Here is a 17,316-nt window from a genome sequence, read left to right as displayed (position 1 = left end):
GCCGAATTGGTTAAAAAAAGCCTCTTGTCGGCAGTGGTGTGCCGTTGATTTCGTAGTCCCCGATCGCACGGGCTTTGAAATGAGCTGGGTTATGCGATGCCAGAGTACGTGCGTTTCGCCAATGACGATCAAAGTTGTGGCTTTGTTTTGTTGTTGAAGCCCCACCCACTTCAAATAACAGAGTGGCTGAACGTAATGTTAGGTCATCAACAATCAATTTTGCTTTGGCTGCACTTAAAGAAGCTTCTAACGCTGCGGCTGTTTCAGAGTCCTCACCTTGGGATCGAGCAACATCAAGGCGATCGAGAGCATCAGCTGCTTGTAGCACGATCGCTTCGGCGGCAAAGGCGTTGGCAGCAATCTGACCAACAGTTTGCTGCAAGAGCGGGTCATCTGCTGCTCGCTCGGCTGTAGAATGGTAGAAAGTCCGAGGTCGGGTATGGACGAGCTTTTTTGCATCCTCCAAAACACTGCGAATAATACCAGCGTTAATTGCTGTTAAAAACAATTGTGGGACAATGTTGTAAGGTGAGTTATCCTTGTCTTTATCTGTATCAAAAAATACTTCATCTGTTTCTACGCGAACATTTGTGAACGTAGTCGTCCCCGTACCCGTCAGCCTTTGTCCGAAGCCGTCCCAGTCATCCACAAGCTCAATCCCCTCGCGTTTGGTAGGTAGCAGCGCGATCGCTACGGTATCATCCGGTGCTAGTACTCGCACAAAAATTAAGTCTGCATAAAGGCTACCAGTACTGTAATATTTCGTCCCGTTTAGACGATAGCCGTCGTTATCGGGTGTCAACTTTGTATTCGCCACCGCACCACCGCCAGCTCGTTTGACTTCTAGTTCGGTTGAAGCCAGTCCAATAATCGCCCCATCAACGACTGCCTTTAGCCATCTACGATTCCTTTCGCTACGCTGAGAACGCAAAATCCGTTCTGTTACAGAGAAATGATTCCGTACAATATGAGCAACGTTTGGATCTGCCTCTCCCAGTCGAATGACAACCTCGAACAGTTCGCGTGCTGAGCTACCACTACCACCTTCAGAAACAGGAATTCGCAATGCACCTAAACGAGAATGACGGATCAGTTCGACTATATCAAAAGGAAGGACACGATCGCGATCCCGACTGGCAGCCCCTAGAGCAATAAAATTGAAAAGCTGCTGAAGTTCCGGCGAGTTTGCTGTCACAGGAGCCGAAAACTTAATTGTGGGATTTGAAACTTTTTCTAGACTATTAACCATTATCTCTATCTCCAATGTGTAACATTCGTAACTTATGAGAGCAGTTTAGTCTTAGGGCTTTTCAAAAAATATGATTTAGGCTAAAATTGCTTGACGTTTTTCACGAGCATATCGGCTCTCTGGGCGTTCCAACCCATAATGCTCTCGCAAAGTCCGTCCTGTGTACTCAGTGCGAAAAATACCCCGACGGCGCAGTTCTGGCACTACAAAATCGACGAATACTTCTAGCCCTGAAGCGATTACGTCTGGTACAACATTGAAGCCACCAACAGCTCCTGACAAAAACCATTCCTCAATGGAATTTGCTACCTGTTCTGGTGTAGCGACGATAATGCGATGCATTGTTCCTCCACCACCCAAAGCTTTTATCAACTCGCGCACAGTTAAATTACCACGCCTAGCCACATCAACCGCCACTTTAAACATTGTTTGATTGCTATTCACAGGTAGTGGCAAATTTTCAGGCAAAAGCTCGTCTAACTTCAAAACCTCTGGCTCAACTTGAAGTATATTAGCTAACCTACCTAGACCGTATTCTATCGGAACTAATTCCCAAAGTTCTTGTTCGCGGCGCTTTGCTTCAGCTTCCGTGCTACCAATAACGGTGACAAGACCAGGTAAGATAACAATTGCATCTGACGATCGCCCAAAATTGCGAGCGCGGTTTGTCTCCTGCTTCATGCCAAGGCGATCGCTTTGTTCGAGGACTGAGATCGACAAGCACGAGAGGTTGACTGGATAGTTTTGCTTGTGGTTGGACTCTATTGGAATCGAAAGCACTCACGGTAGGATTCTGTGTTTTGTATTATGACAGTAAGAATTAACCGCAGCCTGTAGCAGATGGACGAGGCAGTGCGTTGCGGGGGTTACCCCCGTTGAAGCACCTGCCGTGCTGATAAATTGGTTAAAAAAATGCTGCTGATGGTAGAGGTGTGCCATTGATTTCGTAGTTACCGATCGCTCGTGCTTTGAAGGACGCAGGGTTGTGTGAGGACAGGGTACGAGCGTTGCGCCAATGGCGGTCAAAATTGTAGGCTTGCTTTGTTGTGGAAGCTCCGCCTACTTCAAATAGCAAGGTAGCCGAGCGCAGTGTCAGATCGTCAACCACCAACTTAGCTTTGGTTGTCCGCAGAGAAGCTTCTAGGGAAGCTGCTGATTCATCCCCGCCTTTGGCACGGGTGGCAATGATTTGGTCGAGACCGTCGGCAGCTTGTAGGACGATTGCTTCGGCGGCAAAGGCATTGGTGGCGATTTGTCCGACTGTCTGCTGTATGAGTGGATCGTCCGCCGCTCTCTCTGCTGTGGCATGGTAGAAAGTTCTAGGTCGTTTGTGGACGAGGTTTATTGCGTCGCGAAGAACGTTGCGAATAATACCTGCGTTAATCGCAGTTAGGAATAATTGCGGGACAGTAGCGTTGTAGGTCAGGCGATCGTTATCTGGATCGGTATCAAACACGACTTCATGTGCCTCGACTCGCACGTTTGTAAATGTAGTCGTTCCTGTCCCGGTTAACCTTTGTCCAAAGCCGTCCCAATCATCTATACGCTCTACTCCCTCGCGTTTGGTTGGTACAATCGCTGTTGCAGGAGTACCATTGGGTGCTAACAAGCGCACAGCTATGAAGTCTACATAAAGGCTGCCAGTGCTATAGTACTTCGAGCCATGCAGACGATACCCGTCGTCATCAGGTGTCAATCTCGTATTGACGACTTCACCGCTCCCGGCTCGTTTAGCTTCTAATTCACTTCCAGCAAATCCGAAGAACGAGCCATCAACGACTGCTTTTATCCATCGACGATTCCTTTCGCTACGCTGGGAACGCAAAATCCGCTCGATGACGACGAAATGATTTCGCAGGATGTGAGCGACGTTTGGATCGGCATCCCCCAAGCGAATGACCACCTCGAACAGCTCTCGCACGGTGCTACCACCGCCTCCTTCAGCAACGGGAATTCGTAATGCACCTAAGCGCGAACGACGAAGCAATTCGACAATATCGAAAGGAAGGATACGATCGCGATCGCGTTCTGAAGCCCCTAAAGCAATAAAATCGAAAAGCTGTTTGAGTTCTGGCGAGTTTGCTGTCACAGGAGCAGAGAACTCGATAGTGGGTTCTAGAACTTTTTGGGCAATCTTATTCATTGTTGTTCTCTTTATAATGTAGTACTGACAATCAATATCAAAACGTGGGTGCGGTTGTACCCTTGAGGTAGGTGGCGAGCGAATCCTTCAACTTGGATGCAAAAATTGGAAGCAAGAAGCAATTTATTGGGTTTTTGGATATTGGGTCATTAAAATATCTTCAGTAGTCGTATTTCGAGATACTACTTTGAGTAATGCCATCTTCACTAAATGGCTGAGTATTGACTAGTCAATGAATTTTAGCAGCAGGGACAGGCGATAGAAGTCGTTCGCTCACACTCTTCTTGATTTTCCTTTAGATTATACGATATTATATTCAAATACTACTATAATTTTATAGATTTGCCGTAGTATTTGTTTCACTGTCTAAAAAGGGATTGTCTTGATATACGTAAATTGTGAGAAATCCCTGCTCGATAAACAATCAGTGGTGCAAACTGCCAAGGAGCAATGTAAATGACACTAACTACGTCACGTATCGCGATCTCTCCGACAACTGGAGCGTTAGGAGCGATCGTCACAGGTGTAGATGCTAGCCGTCCGGTAGAACCAGAAGTGATTCTACAACTTAAACAGGCATGGCGCGATTACCATCTTCTGATTTTTCAAAACCAAACATTAACAGAAGAACAGCTATTGGCGTTCGCAAATTACTTTGGCGATATCTTTCAACAACCAGCATATATTCCCAAAGGTCAATCGGAGCCGATATTACCACCCTTAGTTTTGACCCTTTCTAATGCCGCCTATGAAGAAAGTTCAGTCAACCTTCGTCCAGGTAATATAGAACTCTTACCTCACATCGACCATCATTGGCTACCAGCGCCTTCTAGCGGTTCGCTCTTGTATGCAGTGGAAGTACCAGAAGGCGGACCAGATACTTATTGGGTAAATTTAGTTCGGGCTTATGAAGAACTAGATGACGCCACTAAGGAGCAAATAACTGGTTTGCAAGTGATTCACTACAATCCTTTTGCAAAACTTCATAAGGGTGAAATACCTTCTCCTACTTATGGTCCTGGTCGAGAACTAGATTTTGATGAAAAGCCAATTGCCCATCCTCTTGTTCGTACTCACCCAGACAGTGGTAAGAAAATTCTTTACCTTAATGCTGCCAATGAGGTAGAAATTGTTGATTACGATCCAGTAGAAGGCGCAAAGCTAATCGAACGCTTGCGACAACACATCAAACAGCCAAAATACGTCTACCAGCACCATTGGACAAAAGGTGACCTCTTATATTGGGATAACCAAGCAACTGCACATTACCGTCCTGAGTTTGATGCAAATGCAACACGGATTCTGAAACGAGTTAGTATTCGAGGCAGTCGTCCATTTTAACTAAACGTAAGAGTGCAAAAGAGTGTAGAGGCGCTTTGTTTGAAGCGTCTTTACAAAAATTAAACGCTACAGTACACAGCAATCCTAATTTGATTTGTCAATCCGTAGGGTGGGCAATGCTAGCCCTGTCAATGTGACATATAAAATTTTGATTCAGGCAGCAATTCCTCATCTTCTCTCTCTGTGCTCTGGAGCGTCCTCTGCGGTTCAAAAGTTATTTATTTAACCGCCGAGACGCAGAGTACGCAGAGGTAAGAGGTGAGAAAGCTATTGATTTCCTAAAGTTTTTATCCACCTTGACAGGGCTAGTAGGGCTAAAACCCACCACACAAGCTTTTTGGTAGACATTTCCAACCCTACATATAGTTCTGAAATCAAATAGGAGCTTTGTACATATATATCTTGTTAAGATAGAGTTTTCATTTTACGTCTAGCCTGTGTAGCTAGTCGATCTAGTTATTGACAAATAAAAATATAACTTTATATTATGCCAATGCAACTGACAAACAAATTTAGACATTCAATACTAGCCTTATTAGCACTAACAAAAAATCATGGCAACAGCGAACCATTGCAAACGCATGAAATAGAAGCGCTACAAGGTTTAGCTAACCGCAATCTGGAATCACTATTAACAACCTTAAAACGTGGTGGTTTGGTTAAGAGCATACGTGGCTCGCAAGGAGGCTATTTTCTAGCGCGAGAACCTGAAGATATTACAATTTTGGATGTTTTTAGCTGTATTGAAGAATTAGATACTCTTGTATCTCCAAAGTCTACTTTACCTGAAACAATAGAGAAAAAATTGATACAAAATATACGGATTGAGACCTATCAAGCAGCTTTTGGGATTTTGCAAAAGTATACGCTCTCCGACTTGTATCATCGGCAAGAAAAGCTGAAAAAAGTGCTTATGTACTACATTTAACAAGCCCCATCAGTTTTATCTATCGTTTTGAAAACAAAGAGTATTTGCTCTTATCATTGAGTCAGCATACATTAAGAGACATGAGGTGAAACACAAATAACAAGAACGCTGAGGTGCAAAATGAAACTGGCAAAGAAAACATTACCAAACACTGTTGATACAAAAGTTGTTCAAAATTCTTCTATTGTTGCGAAACAGGAATCGGCGATCAAAAACACAGCAACTCAAGAATTGACATGGGGACAGCGCCTTGCAGATAAATTAGCAGCACAAGTTGGTTCTTGGGGATTTCTCATAGGTCAAAGTGCGGTGTTGGCTGGATGGGTTGGTGTGAACTCCATACCGGGATTGCCGCACTGGGATGAGTCACCGTTCATGATGCTGAACTTAGTGTTTTCCTTTGCATCAGCTTACACAGCTCCTGTCGTGTTGATGAGTCAGAACCGCCAATCAGATACCGATCGCAGAAATGCTGAAATCGATCACCAAGTGAATCTCAGAGCCGGACAAAATATTGAACTATTGCATGAGAAATTGGATGAATTCCACGCTCAAAAGTTAAACGAACTGACACAAATTATCAAAGAGCAACAACAAGCTATGAATGAGATTAAAGTCGCTTTAGTGACTGAATCTCAAGAGGTTAAAGTACATTTAGTTACAGGAAGTAATGTCCAAACCAATCACAAATTCCTCAAGTCAGCTTCTCACAATCAGCCTTTGAGCATTGAACAACAAATTGAGAGCGATCGCAAAGTTTCTGAAGAGTTGGTTCGTTGGTAAGAGTTAGCTACCATGGCTTTTTTCATTCCTGCGTTCGCGAAGCGCAAGCCGTACCCGGCTTATCGCTACAACTGTCACCATGTTACACCGAATCGTTCTATGGCGGCTCTCACTTGAATGAAGTAAAAACTTTTCTGCGTCCATCTGTGTTCATCTGCGGTTCCTTAAATATTTTGATGTACTGCATTCAATTGAAAACCGCTATAATACCAACTTGAAAAAAAGAATGTTCCAGATATAGCAGTCCTATTTGATAGGTAAAAATTATGAACCGCAAAGACGCAAAGAGCGCAAAGAAAAGATAAGTTTACAAATGATTTAGGATTGCTATAGTAGTGTAAAATTTAGTCCTGGCAAAGCTTTCCCAATCCAAAATCCAAAATCTAAAATCCAAAATGGTATCAGTTATGGTTCTTCTTCAACTGTTTAGCTGCACTTGGAAATTGCCGAGCTAAAGGTGTTGTCCCATAGCGGTTGTACATTAACTTTCGATGGGATGACACCAGCTTTGTAAAAAGTGTCTGCAACCCTTTGCTGAGATGCGATCGCGCTTTTTGAAATGGGGAATAACTCAAAGCGACGCTGTTGTAATCCTTCCTGTGCATCCTGGTAGACAATATCTTCATCAACACTAATGGCAGACGCATAGCTTTTTGACCATGCTCTAATATTGGAGTCGCGCCAAACTTGAGATTTTTTAATTCGACAGAGAAAATCGGAAATAGCTGCCTTTTTATTTGGATCGGTAATGGCAGTAGGTGCTGCTATAATAACAAAATTCCCACTCAAAATGTCCTTTGCTGACTTAAGAACTCTAGCACCATCTTTCTTGGCTTGTGGTATTGAGTAACCGTAAGTCGCCCAGGCATCAAGGTCTCCCTTTCTAAAGGCAGAAAGCCCGTCGGGGATAGACAAAGGAATGGCATTGACATCCTTGATTGTCAAACCAACTTCTTCCAACATCCGAATGAGGAAATAGTGAGCTGTTGTGGCTTTGACGTAACCCACTTTTTTGCCTTTGAGATCGGCGATTGTCTTTGCCTTAGAGTTTTTTGGTACTAGCACAACTTGACCTACAGTTGGTCCTTTGGTGGTCGCAATTATTTTGACTGACCCTTGGGAGTTAACTGCAAAAATGGGTGGTATTTCACTCGCGGATGCAATATCAATTGCATTTGCGTTGATTGCTTGTACCATCAAATTTCCGCCTGTAAATTCTGAGTACTTAACTTGATAGGGAAACTTATCTAGCCCAGCAAGTTTAAGCTGAAGATCCCAACCACCTTTGTACTTGGCGACACGTAACGTTACGTTGGATAAATTGGCAGGTGCGGTATTTTGGGAATTGCTACGAGTACTAAATGCGATCGCTAACATGACATAGCAACTCAGAGTAAACATTAACACTAAACTCGAAAAGAGTCTTTGCTGGAGAGACACGTTTATTCTTCCTCAAAATCTTTTACGAAACTTTATTTTTTGGCTCTTTATCGGGTAAATTGGAGTATCCAGAGCGAAACGCTCGCACGCTTTGAGTTTGTAGGTTATACTGATGTCGCCAAACACTACCAGTATCATTTCCCATAACGTGAATCGAGACTGATGGGGTAAAAACTGTTGTGGCTTTCACAGAGTGGATATCTTGGTCGGGAGGTAAGATGTGATAGACATGACCTTTTTTAACCTGATAAACATCAATCTTCTCTAGTTGGGCGTGTCCTTCTATTTCGCCGTTATCCACACGTCGGTAAAGGGTTTCCTCTTGTCCGCCTTTGTATAAACCCACTAATCCCCAAGAGAGATGATCGTGGATAGGAGTGGTTGAACCTGGAGGAATTACCAAGCTGAAGATGGTGAGTGCTCGGTCTTTTGCCCTATACAATAACCATTGACCGATGCTACTTCCCATAGCGCTATCAGAATTGGGTTGTGTAAACCGTTCAGGTAACTAATTTTCCTGTTTTAGAAGTTGGGAGAAATAGGGTTCTATGGTAGTGAGAGTTTCCGCACGATCGCGAGTCGTGGAAATAATTTCTTGAACTTTGCTGACAAAAGAACGCAGTTCAGAGCTATCAACAAACCATTGGTCTACTTCTAGGGGTTGAAGAGTGGTAGTGTAAGTCATAGGAGGATGCTTGGATTATCGTGAAAAATATTAAACTAAGCGACAGTTGCTGTTTGTTGCTCAAAACGCTGAACTAACCCACGTACCAAGGGGATGACATCACGACCATATGAGATCGCATCTTCTACCGGGTCAAAACCACGAATTAATAAAGTTGTTACCCCTGCTTGATAGTAATCAAATAATGACTCTGCCACCTGTTCTGGTGTCCCGACAAGTGCAGTTGTATTGCCATAAGCGCCTGTAGCCGCAGCGATGGGAGTCCACAAACGCTTATCGTGAATTTCACTTTCTTGGGCAAACTCTAGTAACCGCCGCGAACCAACAGATTGAGGTCTAGCTGAAGCACCAACAGGCAATTTCAACCCTGCATCTGCACGGCTTTGTTTAATCCGCGACAAAATATAACGTGCCTTCTCCCACGCTTTTTCCTCTGTTTCACCCAAGATAGGACGTAAAGAAATACTAAATCGCAAAGGCTTCCCTACTGGTGCTGCGGCTTTCACGTCCGCTATTCGTTGTTTGATTGCAGCTAGAGGTTCTCCCCAAAAAGCGTAGACGTTACTGTGCTTTGCACCAATACTAACAGCCGCACTAGAAGCACCACCAAAATATATTGGAATGTGTGGTTTCTGTAGCGGTTTGACTTCAGAAAAAGCGTTTTTCAGGTTGTAAAACTCACCTTGATAATCGAAGGGTAAATCACTTGTCCAAACCCGCCGCACAATTTCCAAATATTCATCTGTACGGTAATAGCGGGTATCATGGTCTAGCCAATCTCCATCCTTCTGCTGTTCATCATCGCTACCACCTGTAATGATGTGGACAGCAATTCGACCATTGGTAAAGTGGTCAAGGGTTGCTAGTTTGCGTGCTGCTAGTGTGGGAGCTACAAAACCAGGTCGATGAGCTAGCAGAAACTTCAGCTTATCCGTCACTGAAGCAGCATAACTGACCACACTAAAACCGTCAGGGCCAGATGAACTATACCCTACTAAAACTCTGTCAAAACCTCCGTCTTCATGAATTTTTGCAAACTTACGAACATACTCTGGATTGACCGTCCCACCAGTGAGGGTGACAGTAGGACTGTGTAGCTCTGAAGCAGGACGCGTCCCAATCATTCCAATGAATTCAACTGGCATAAATTTCGCTCCTAGAGATTTGGTTAGTCGTTAGCGCTTGTTATAAACTTACAAACTAAGTACCCGGTGGACACACCGCAGCAGCAATATCGACTCGTTGGGGAATAATCTTTTGCTCTAATAACCAGTCAGCAGTTTTTTGAAGATTAGCAATATCTTCCGCAGTAGGAAAAGTATATGATTCTGGACCTCGATTCTTAGTTGCTTGCTTAGCTACAGCGTTAGAAACTTTAAGTTCCTTGACCATGAAATCGGCTGCAGCCACGGTGTTTTGATTTAGCCACTCACCATCTTTACTTAAAGCAGTCAGAGCAGCTTTTACAGCAGTGGGATTTTCAATAGCAGCTCCGCTCCGCACCACCATAATGCCGTAGGTTGGGGCTGGATGGGTTGTGGTAATTCTTCTTGCGCCGTGCTCTAGTTCAGCAATAGAAACATAGGGTTCCCAAACTGCCCAAGCATCAACAGAGCTTTGGTACAGAGCAGGTGCAGCGTCATTGGGTGACAAGTAGACGCGCTGGACTTTTTCTTTAGGGATGTTCTCTTTTTCCAAAACTTTGAGTAGTAAATACTCACCCGCTCCTCCTTGATTGACTGCTACTTTTTTACCAATCAAATCTGCAGGTTTGCGGATGGGTGAATTGCCACGGACTAAGATGGCATTGCCTAAAGCTTCTGGTTTAGGACGCTGTACAGAGCCAATGCAAAGCGGCTGTTTAGCAGCAATTCCAGAGATAGAAGGGATATCACCACATCCACCAATGTCAGCCCGGTTACCATTAAGAGCTTGGAGGAGTGTAGCACATCGGTCAAATGGACCGCTCCATTCGACTTTGATATTTTGAGCCTCTAGCTCGCGTTCTAATTCTCCACGCTGACGTGCGATCGGGATAATCCCTCCTTTTTGATAGCCCAACCGAATCGCGTTATTTTTTTCTTGAGTTTGATTGCTAACTGGTTGGGTAGAAGAATTTGCAGATTGAGCAGCACCATTCACAGCAGTTTGGGTGCAACCAGATGCTATAAAGCTAATACAAAAAATTGTAATTAACAAGCTGCCGTGCTGAAAGCGACGTTGTTGCAAAGGAATCATCAAATTCACTCCTCAATAGCAAGAGTTAGGAGTTCTACTAGCTAAAGGACTTATATTACCGATCCAATACTACGTAGGTTTTGCTAAAAACTCAAATTGAACGTAGGTTGGGTTGAGGAACGAAACCCAACATTTATCAGCATTTGTTGGATAACGCTTCCGCGCTACCCAACCTACAATTTCCTCAGCCCTTCCAGTATTGATTACCGATTTGGGTAAGGTAAAAGGTTCTTATTTACAAAATATCTATAGACAAACCGTATTTTATATCTAAAAAAGACTTTGCCATAAATAGCTAGAAAAATCAAGTCAAGTTTTGTTGAGTTAATTAGATAAGGCAAAACTCAAACCCAATCGAGTTTGTAGTTCACGTTATGTTCGCGCTACAGTAAATGTTACAAAAGAAGGGAACGGGGAGATCTCCAAAGCTTCAGATGTGATGGTTTCCGTTGATTAGGTAACTGTTTTGACCGTCAAGCTTGGCGACTAAAGTGGAACTCTTACTATTGATTGTTGGAGTTCCTCACAAGTAAATGCAGACATACTGTTTGCCCGGTTAAACTGTACTCATAGCAGGGGATACCAGCATTCATTGCCCAAGACAATTCTGTGCCGATATCATTTTTCAGATTGGGAAAAAAGTTATGTGTGGACGGAATTTGTTCAACTTCTAATCTGTAGTGAGTAATCGTACTACTGCACGCCAGATTAGCCCAACAACAATGAGTGCTAAACCCACTAGCCAAATCTGTCGTTCTACCCAAAAAGCTAAGAAAGCACAGGAAGCCAAACCAGCCCACGCTAACCATTTGGGATAAAGTCGTTCGTGGTTAGGTAGTTGCAGTGCCGCTAAGTTAGTGACTGCGTAGTAAATTAAAACGTTGAAGGCGCTGAATGACCAGGTTGTTTTTAAATTCCCAATGAGAACCAAAAGAGCGATCGCAATACCAACAATTAACACAGCCCAAACGGGTGTCGTCCCTGACTTATTCAATCTTGCTAAAATCCCAGGCAAGTCTCGGCGTCTTGCCATTGCCAGTACCACGCGAGACAATCCCAGAATCAAATTCAGTAGCACGCCTAACATTGCAGTCATAGCACCAATAGCTAAGACGACACCAGCACTCGAACCGACAACGTTGCGAACAACAACTTCAAGGGGTGCAGCTTGTGCCTGCAGAGTTACCTTGCCTAAAACATCTGCTCCTACGGCTCCAATACCAACCACCGCCACTGCTATATAAAGGAGCATCGTCAGCAATAAGGTGACAACCATCGCTCTGGGAATAGTTTTTCGCGGTTCTTTTGCTTCTTCACCCATTGTGGCAATGCGCCCATAACCCGTGTAAGCCACAAACATCAGAGCAGTCGCTTGCAGTAGTGATGCGGTATTCCCTGTAAAAAAAGGTGTGAGATTTTGAGTACTATTGTCGATCGCACTTGGCAAACAAACAACCACAAAAAAACATAAAGATAGCAGTGTCACCGATACAATGATGATATTGATAAGGTTGGAGCGCCGAAGACCACTTAAAACAATGAGAGTGAGAATAGCCACAGCTACTAAAGCCGTGGGAACGAAAAAACCACTTCCTATAAGATTGGTAGTAGTTAGCAAGTAGCTAGCAAATCCCAATGCAGCAGTAGCTGCTGAAGCAGTTTTGGCTAACAGAAACATCCAGCCCGCCGTGAAACCAAACCAAGGATTAAGGTATTTGTAGCCGTATTCGTAGGTTCCACCACTAACAGGGTGATTAGCAGCTAACTGAGCACTGTTTAAACCATTGCAGGTGGCAACGAAAGCTGCTAAAGCCAGTGCGATTATGACGCTAGGTCCAGCAATTCCAGCAGTAATGCCTATACTGACAAATACACCTGTACCGATAATCGATCCCAGTCCCATCATTGTTGCACCCACAACGCCTAGTTCTCTTCGTAGTTGGGGCGTTACTGTTCTATGTGACACAACACACCTTTTGTTGAGATAGAGACTACACAATAACATTATCGTAAATCAATATCGAAATTCTATACTTTAAGGGGATAAACTTTGATATGATTTTGTTGATGAACAAAATCTACTATTTCTAGCGAAATACCGGAGTTTTTATGGATAACGTCAAAAAGGTCAGCGAGGAAATCTATGCGGCAGGACAACCAACTGCTGAAGATTTACAGGAATATGCGCGGTCTGGGTTGAAATCTGTAGTTAATTTACGTTCTCCTGATGAAGCAGATTTTCTTTCTGACGAGCAGCAACAGGCTGAAACTGTAGGACTTAATTACGTCCACGTTCCACTGAATTCCACAAAAGCTAACGACCAATTAACAGCTAAAGTTCTTGAGGAAATTGAAGGACTACCAACACCAATTGTGTTGCACTGCGGTGCAGGAGCAAGAGCGGGTGCCTTGGCTCTCATTGCCCTTGCTACCAAATATAAGTTAAACCAGGAGCAAGTTCTGAAAAAAGCTGAAGAGTTAGGAATAAACATCAATCAGCCACACTTAAAGCAGTTTTTAGAAAATAAAGAGTGAAATTGCAATCCTTTACTCTTGTTCAAATAATTCTCCGAATAGTTCTCGAACTTTGTGTTTGGTATCTTCTAGCGCTTGCTTACCTAATGGCGTCGCACGATAGACTCGGCGAGAGTGTCGTCCCGAACGTTCAACAGTTGAGAGTAGATAGCCCTTACGCTCCATGTGATGAAGCATCGGATAAAGGGTTCCCGCGCTGAGCTTGTAGCCGTGTCGATCTAATTCCTCCATAATGCCCAAACCAAAGATTGGTTTACTTGCCGCGTGATGAAGAATGTGGAGCCGAATCAAACCTGAGTAAAAATCCTTGTCATCCATATTATTACTCGAAAAGTTGGTAAATTTATGATAAGGTTGGTAGAAAACTTAAAGCAAAGCATGACATAGGATGCGTCTTCTTATAGGCATAGACGATACTGATAACTTAACAAGTATTGGAACTGGCAAATTGGTCAGAAGGTTGGGGTTAGAGCTAATTTATAAGCATTTAGCCCAACTGGCTGGAATAACTCGCCACCAGCTTTTAGTTAGCCCTGAAATTCCTTTTACTTCCCACAACAGTTCAGCCTGCATGATGGTAGAGACTGATACAGACAAAGTTGACAAGTTGACTGATTATTGCCGGGAATTTCTTCTTAAAAACAGTGCGAGTGGGTCGGATGCTGGGTTGTGTTTGGCTGAGTGGGATAAGGTTAATCTCAAGGTGCAGACCTTTGGCAAACTAGCAAAAGAAAAAGTCCTGACTCAGAAGGATGCTGTTGCAGTGGCTCAAGAAGCAGGGCTTTTTTTGGAAGGTCTGACAGGCACTAAAGGCGGAATTATTGGAGCACTTGCCGGAGTAGGTTTGCGAAAAAGCGGAAACGATGGGCGATTTATTTGGTTGCCTGGTTTATATGAGCTCGAAGGCATTTATACTGCTCATCAACTTTACCAAAATGTTGTTGGTGTTGACCGCATTCAAGATTTGACTGGGAAATTAGTGTCTGAGGACACCCGAATACAAGTCAACCGTTGGCCTCGCCCAGTGCTACTCAACGGTCAAATTATCATGCTGGTGGCTAAAGCAACTGATGAAGCTCACGAAATAAAACAGGAAGACTATGAATACCAAATGGCTCCCAAAAACATCATTCGTCAATATTAAGCGTCTGGGTAAAGTCAACTGGCTAGAAGTTATCGGTCTGTTGGGAATAGGTTTTCTGATTGCGTTGCTACAGGCAAATTTACGTTTACCATTGAGGTTACCCGGTTGGAGAGGACTGACTTGGTTAACACCTCTTGTCGCAACTCGCTTGTTAACTTCTAACTTTGGTGCTGCTTCTATTACGAGCCTGAGTGCAACTGGCTTTTCACTCCTCCTTGGTGTCAGAAACAATCCTTTTGATTGGTTCTTCTATCTTGTGGTGGGAGAATTATTAGATCTGGCGTACTATTTTAATAGACAATGGCGACAAAAAGTTTGGTTTTGGGCGATCGCTGTAGGGCTTGTTCACCTCATTAAGCCTTTATCGCGGATGATAATGAGTGCAGGTGGAGGTTGGTCTTATGGAGCACTATCTATTAATAATCTGTTTTATCCTCTGATGACACATTTGGTATTTGGTGCGATCGCTGGACTTGTAGGTTCAGCAGCAGTATTGTGGGTCAAACGCCCGCGCCGAGAGCGATCGCAATAAGATCGTGTCCGGTCAAGCACTTGTAATCAAAATAACCTCTCCCCAACCCTCCCCGATGCCTTGGGGAGGGTGCCGTCAAGCGGAGAGAAGTCGCGTGCGGTGAGCAGTGCGTTGCGGGGGTTTCCCCCGTTGAAGCAACTGCGGAGGGTTCCCCCCGTTGAGCGAACTTCGGGGTGGGGTAAAATCTGGATATCAGTGGGGGCTAAAACTCTAGAGAAAGAGTTCCTAAAACAACGAACGGTGCGCCAGGAAAAATTTGCGTTCTACTTTGAGCCGACTCAAAGTATTGAGTGTCAAATAAATTCTTGATGTTGAGCGCTACTCTCAAATTCTCCTTCTTGTAGTAAATAGCAGCATCAACGCGAGCATAATCGGATAAAGTGAAGCTATTATCTAAATCGCCAGGGCGGGATCTGGCAAAAAACACGCCAGCACCAAAACCCAATCCTTGCAAATCTCCTTTGAGGAACTGATAGGTTGTCCAGAAACTGAAGCTATTGCGCGGGACACTTGCAAGACGGTTCCTTTCCGGAAAAGTGTTATCCTCTGTCAGGATAGCATCGGTGTATGCATAAGATGCGATCGCATTCCATCCCGGCAAAATCTCACCGATTAAATTTAACTCTACACCGCGACTCCGTTGTTCCCCTGTTTGGATCGAGAAGTTTGGACGTTGGGGATCGACAGTTAAGACATTGGTTTTGGTAATTTGATAAAATGCCAAATTGGAGGAAAAGCGACCGTTAAACCAGTCTGCTTTGACTCCGACTTCATATTGTGTCCCTCGTTCTGGTTTAAATGATTCTCCTTCAAAAGTGCTACCAGATTGAGGAACAAAGGAGCGGCTGTAATTAGCGTACAGTGAAACGAGTTGAGTGGGCTGGTAAACTATACCGAGCCTGGGACTAAATGCTTCGCTATAAGTGCTTGTTTTTCTCCTAAGAAGATTGTCCTGAAGATCGAAATCTACAAAATCAAAGCGTCCACCCAATGAGAATTTAAAGTTATTGGTTAAAGCTATCTCATCTTGTAAATAAACTCCAAAAAGATTTGTCTCTTCATTGCGATCTATTGTTCTTGTTCTTCGACCAATAGGAAACCGATAGATAGGATTAAAAATCCAGGTCTAACAACTGCAGTCATGCGGTTGCTGGTAAAGTTAACAACGGGACTGCTCAAGCCTTGTTCGTACAATTTTTGCGGGTTCCCAATATCAGCACTGGCAAATACGTCAGGCTTTTCTCCTTTTTCGATGCGTTCTCGTAGAGTTCCAGAAGGACCGAATTCTGTTATAACAGGATTTTTGTACTCTTGTGAGAAGGAGTTAGCAACTTCCGACAAAGCACCTCTCAAACTTCCGGCTCCATATAAGGTAATTGTTTGAGGTTCAGACTGACTCGCGAATGTTACAGCGAAAGCCCCAGTAGGTGCAACACTGGAAATACAAGTTAATACAGAGGTGACAAGTAAATACTTACCAATGTTATTTGAGCTAAACATATAGGCTTACTTGCTTTGTATATTTTACAAGGGATACTATGGTCTTTTAACGCTTTTGATTTGATTCTTTGCGTTGTCGCGTAATATACAACAATATTTTCGCGTACTTTTATAAATTACCAGTAAAGTTGGTGAAAATCAAGCCAGTCTGTTATACCAATATTATTGGTATAATGATGCCATTGATACAGTTTTGTGAAACTAATTCAGTTTTGATAGAGTTTAGGGGGCTAGTTATGTCTTCAGTTGAGATATACCAACCAAAATTTTCTTCTGTTGACTTTAGGCTTGGGTAGACACTCTACATTCGCTAAAAAAGGTTGGTAGTTAGTGGTTGGTAGTTAGTAGTCGATTCTTATTAACCACTAACAATTAAGGTTCTTACAATTCTTGACCCACATACTTTATTATGGCATTTACACTGACAAACTCAAGTTGGTATGAGCAAGAACTCATAGGAGAATTCATCACAATTGTCAATCAATCTTTTCCAGAAGTACGGACATTACTCAAATACTGTTCTGTACAACTCGTCCGCTCTTTTTGGGGACAATCTCACGCACACTTTTTACCTTACATTGCGATCTATTGTCCAAACAACGTGTTCTTATCTGTTAAGGCACAAATCTCTGTACTTCGACAAGTCGCAAAATATATGGGGCTGGCTGAGGTTGTCTGTTTAAACGCAACACGCTTACTACAAGATCCCAAATCAACACTCAAGCACGATAATCCCCAGTTGTGGTTGGAGTTGCAATGGATTACCTCTGAATCAACAAATATTCAATAGGTGACATG

19 protein-coding genes are annotated in these 17,316 nt (G+C 43.5%); 7 read left to right on the top strand and 12 right to left on the bottom strand.

All coding sequences use genetic code 11. The features are described from left to right. Positions 1 to 10: 10 nt before the first annotated feature. The 3 genes from F7734_RS14170 to F7734_RS14160 all read right to left on the bottom strand — a co-directional run bounded on the left by F7734_RS14170 (position 11) and on the right by F7734_RS14160 (position 3,392). Positions 11 to 1,249, bottom strand: coding sequence for an acyl-CoA dehydrogenase family protein (locus F7734_RS14170; RefSeq protein WP_155745324.1), 1,239 nt, complete (start codon positions 1,247 to 1,249; stop codon positions 11 to 13). A gap of 75 nt (positions 1,250 to 1,324) precedes the next feature. Beyond that, positions 1,325 to 2,029 (bottom strand): hypothetical protein, encoded by a 705-nt coding sequence (locus F7734_RS14165; protein ID WP_155745323.1) that lies wholly within the window; start codon positions 2,027 to 2,029, stop codon positions 1,325 to 1,327. Between the two features lie 124 nt (positions 2,030 to 2,153). Further along, the gene (locus F7734_RS14160; protein ID WP_155745322.1) at positions 2,154 to 3,392 is read right to left on the bottom strand and encodes an acyl-CoA dehydrogenase family protein; all 1,239 of its coding nucleotides are present in this window, start codon (positions 3,390 to 3,392) and stop codon (positions 2,154 to 2,156) included. A gap of 456 nt (positions 3,393 to 3,848) precedes the next feature. Here F7734_RS14160 and F7734_RS14155 point away from each other — a divergent pair, with 456 nt between their 5' ends. From F7734_RS14155 to F7734_RS14145, 3 genes are all read left to right on the top strand, one after another. Next, positions 3,849 to 4,733, top strand: a complete 885-nt coding sequence (locus F7734_RS14155; RefSeq protein WP_155745321.1) for a TauD/TfdA family dioxygenase — start codon at positions 3,849 to 3,851, stop codon at positions 4,731 to 4,733. Between the two features lie 487 nt (positions 4,734 to 5,220). Continuing rightward, the gene (locus tag F7734_RS14150; RefSeq protein WP_243146876.1) at positions 5,221 to 5,661 is read left to right on the top strand and encodes an Rrf2 family transcriptional regulator; all 441 of its coding nucleotides are present in this window, start codon (positions 5,221 to 5,223) and stop codon (positions 5,659 to 5,661) included. A 120-nt stretch (positions 5,662 to 5,781) separates the two neighbouring features. Then, positions 5,782 to 6,444 (top strand): DUF1003 domain-containing protein, encoded by a 663-nt coding sequence (locus tag F7734_RS14145; protein ID WP_155745320.1) that lies wholly within the window; start codon positions 5,782 to 5,784, stop codon positions 6,442 to 6,444. A 426-nt stretch (positions 6,445 to 6,870) separates the two neighbouring features. Here F7734_RS14145 and F7734_RS14140 read toward each other — a convergent pair whose 3' ends face one another. From F7734_RS14140 to F7734_RS14120, 6 genes are all read right to left on the bottom strand, one after another. Continuing rightward, a complete protein-coding gene (locus F7734_RS14140; protein ID WP_347566197.1) occupies positions 6,871 to 7,884 on the bottom strand; it encodes an ABC transporter substrate-binding protein in 1,014 nt (337 codons plus the stop codon). Between the two features lie 22 nt (positions 7,885 to 7,906). Further along, a complete protein-coding gene (locus tag F7734_RS14135) occupies positions 7,907 to 8,353 on the bottom strand; it encodes a cysteine dioxygenase family protein (protein WP_347566196.1) in 447 nt (148 codons plus the stop codon). 39 nt (positions 8,354 to 8,392) lie between these two features. Further along, complete coding sequence (locus tag F7734_RS66110; protein ID WP_347566195.1) at positions 8,393 to 8,569, bottom strand: hypothetical protein; 177 nt, start codon at positions 8,567 to 8,569, stop codon at positions 8,393 to 8,395. Positions 8,570 to 8,604: 35 nt separating this feature from the next. Then, positions 8,605 to 9,714, bottom strand: coding sequence for an LLM class flavin-dependent oxidoreductase (locus F7734_RS14130; RefSeq protein WP_155745319.1), 1,110 nt, complete (start codon positions 9,712 to 9,714; stop codon positions 8,605 to 8,607). Between the two features lie 55 nt (positions 9,715 to 9,769). Beyond that, entirely contained in the window at positions 9,770 to 10,807 is a 1,038-nt protein-coding gene (locus tag F7734_RS14125) for an aliphatic sulfonate ABC transporter substrate-binding protein (protein ID WP_155745318.1), read from the bottom strand. Between the two features lie 670 nt (positions 10,808 to 11,477). After that, entirely contained in the window at positions 11,478 to 12,812 is a 1,335-nt protein-coding gene (locus F7734_RS14120) for an APC family permease (protein WP_155745317.1), read from the bottom strand. A 104-nt stretch (positions 12,813 to 12,916) separates the two neighbouring features. Here F7734_RS14120 and F7734_RS14115 point away from each other — a divergent pair, with 104 nt between their 5' ends. Continuing rightward, on the top strand, positions 12,917 to 13,342 hold the full coding sequence (locus F7734_RS14115; protein ID WP_155745316.1) for a sulfur transferase domain-containing protein: 426 nt from the start codon (positions 12,917 to 12,919) through the stop codon (positions 13,340 to 13,342). A 12-nt stretch (positions 13,343 to 13,354) separates the two neighbouring features. On the opposite strand, the gene F7734_RS14110 is transcribed toward F7734_RS14115, so the two are convergent. Then, the gene (locus tag F7734_RS14110) at positions 13,355 to 13,660 is read right to left on the bottom strand and encodes a PadR family transcriptional regulator (RefSeq protein WP_155745315.1); all 306 of its coding nucleotides are present in this window, start codon (positions 13,658 to 13,660) and stop codon (positions 13,355 to 13,357) included. A gap of 70 nt (positions 13,661 to 13,730) precedes the next feature. Between F7734_RS14110 and F7734_RS14105 the strand changes: the two genes are divergently transcribed. Both F7734_RS14105 and F7734_RS14100 read left to right on the top strand, forming a co-directional pair. Further along, complete coding sequence (locus F7734_RS14105; RefSeq protein WP_155745314.1) at positions 13,731 to 14,486, top strand: ABC transporter substrate-binding protein; 756 nt, start codon at positions 13,731 to 13,733, stop codon at positions 14,484 to 14,486. Further along, positions 14,443 to 15,018, top strand: coding sequence for a hypothetical protein (locus tag F7734_RS14100; protein ID WP_155745313.1), 576 nt, complete (start codon positions 14,443 to 14,445; stop codon positions 15,016 to 15,018). The genes F7734_RS14105 and F7734_RS14100 overlap by 44 nt, the downstream gene beginning before the upstream one ends. A 202-nt stretch (positions 15,019 to 15,220) precedes the next feature. On the opposite strand, the gene F7734_RS14095 is transcribed toward F7734_RS14100, so the two are convergent. Together F7734_RS14095 and F7734_RS14090 are read right to left on the bottom strand one after the other, a co-directional pair. After that, positions 15,221 to 16,090 carry a TonB-dependent receptor gene (locus F7734_RS14095; protein ID WP_347566202.1) on the bottom strand — a complete coding sequence of 290 codons (870 nt, stop codon included), beginning with the start codon at positions 16,088 to 16,090 and terminating at the stop codon, positions 15,221 to 15,223. After that, the gene (locus F7734_RS14090; RefSeq protein WP_155745312.1) at positions 16,087 to 16,518 is read right to left on the bottom strand and encodes a substrate-binding domain-containing protein; all 432 of its coding nucleotides are present in this window, start codon (positions 16,516 to 16,518) and stop codon (positions 16,087 to 16,089) included. Before F7734_RS14090 ends, F7734_RS14095 begins: the two co-directional genes overlap by 4 nt. A 409-nt stretch (positions 16,519 to 16,927) precedes the next feature. Here F7734_RS14090 and F7734_RS14085 point away from each other — a divergent pair, with 409 nt between their 5' ends. After that, entirely contained in the window at positions 16,928 to 17,308 is a 381-nt protein-coding gene (locus tag F7734_RS14085; RefSeq protein WP_155745311.1) for a hypothetical protein, read from the top strand. Positions 17,309 to 17,316: the final 8 nt, after the last annotated feature.

This window comes from Scytonema sp. UIC 10036, assembly GCF_009725235.1.
Note: the sequence above shows the minus strand (reverse complement) of the source record. Positions and strands in the feature narration are given on the sequence as shown.

Bases quoted from the DNA above. Each gene is read 5' to 3' on its own strand.
- F7734_RS14170 (WP_155745324.1), bottom strand. From the start codon at position 1,249: ATGGTTAATAGTCTAGAAAAAGTTTCAAATCCCACAATTAAGTTTTCG.
- F7734_RS14160 (WP_155745322.1), bottom strand. From the start codon at position 3,392: ATGAATAAGATTGCCCAAAAAGTTCTAGAACCCACTATCGAGTTCTCT.
- F7734_RS14155 (WP_155745321.1), top strand. From the start codon at position 3,849: ATGACACTAACTACGTCACGTATCGCGATCTCTCCGACAACTGGAGCG.
- F7734_RS14150 (WP_243146876.1), top strand. From the start codon at position 5,221: ATGCCAATGCAACTGACAAACAAATTTAGACATTCAATACTAGCCTTA.
- F7734_RS14145 (WP_155745320.1), top strand. From the start codon at position 5,782: ATGAAACTGGCAAAGAAAACATTACCAAACACTGTTGATACAAAAGTT.
- F7734_RS14135 (WP_347566196.1), bottom strand. From the start codon at position 8,353: ATGGGAAGTAGCATCGGTCAATGGTTATTGTATAGGGCAAAAGACCGA.
- F7734_RS66110 (WP_347566195.1), bottom strand. From the start codon at position 8,569: ATGACTTACACTACCACTCTTCAACCCCTAGAAGTAGACCAATGGTTT.
- F7734_RS14130 (WP_155745319.1), bottom strand. From the start codon at position 9,714: ATGCCAGTTGAATTCATTGGAATGATTGGGACGCGTCCTGCTTCAGAG.
- F7734_RS14125 (WP_155745318.1), bottom strand. From the start codon at position 10,807: ATGATTCCTTTGCAACAACGTCGCTTTCAGCACGGCAGCTTGTTAATT.
- F7734_RS14120 (WP_155745317.1), bottom strand. From the start codon at position 12,812: ATGTTATTGTGTAGTCTCTATCTCAACAAAAGGTGTGTTGTGTCACAT.
- F7734_RS14115 (WP_155745316.1), top strand. From the start codon at position 12,917: ATGGATAACGTCAAAAAGGTCAGCGAGGAAATCTATGCGGCAGGACAA.
- F7734_RS14110 (WP_155745315.1), bottom strand. From the start codon at position 13,660: ATGGATGACAAGGATTTTTACTCAGGTTTGATTCGGCTCCACATTCTT.
- F7734_RS14105 (WP_155745314.1), top strand. From the start codon at position 13,731: ATGCGTCTTCTTATAGGCATAGACGATACTGATAACTTAACAAGTATT.
- F7734_RS14100 (WP_155745313.1), top strand. From the start codon at position 14,443: ATGAATACCAAATGGCTCCCAAAAACATCATTCGTCAATATTAAGCGT.
- F7734_RS14090 (WP_155745312.1), bottom strand. From the start codon at position 16,518: ATGTTTAGCTCAAATAACATTGGTAAGTATTTACTTGTCACCTCTGTA.
- F7734_RS14085 (WP_155745311.1), top strand. From the start codon at position 16,928: ATGGCATTTACACTGACAAACTCAAGTTGGTATGAGCAAGAACTCATA.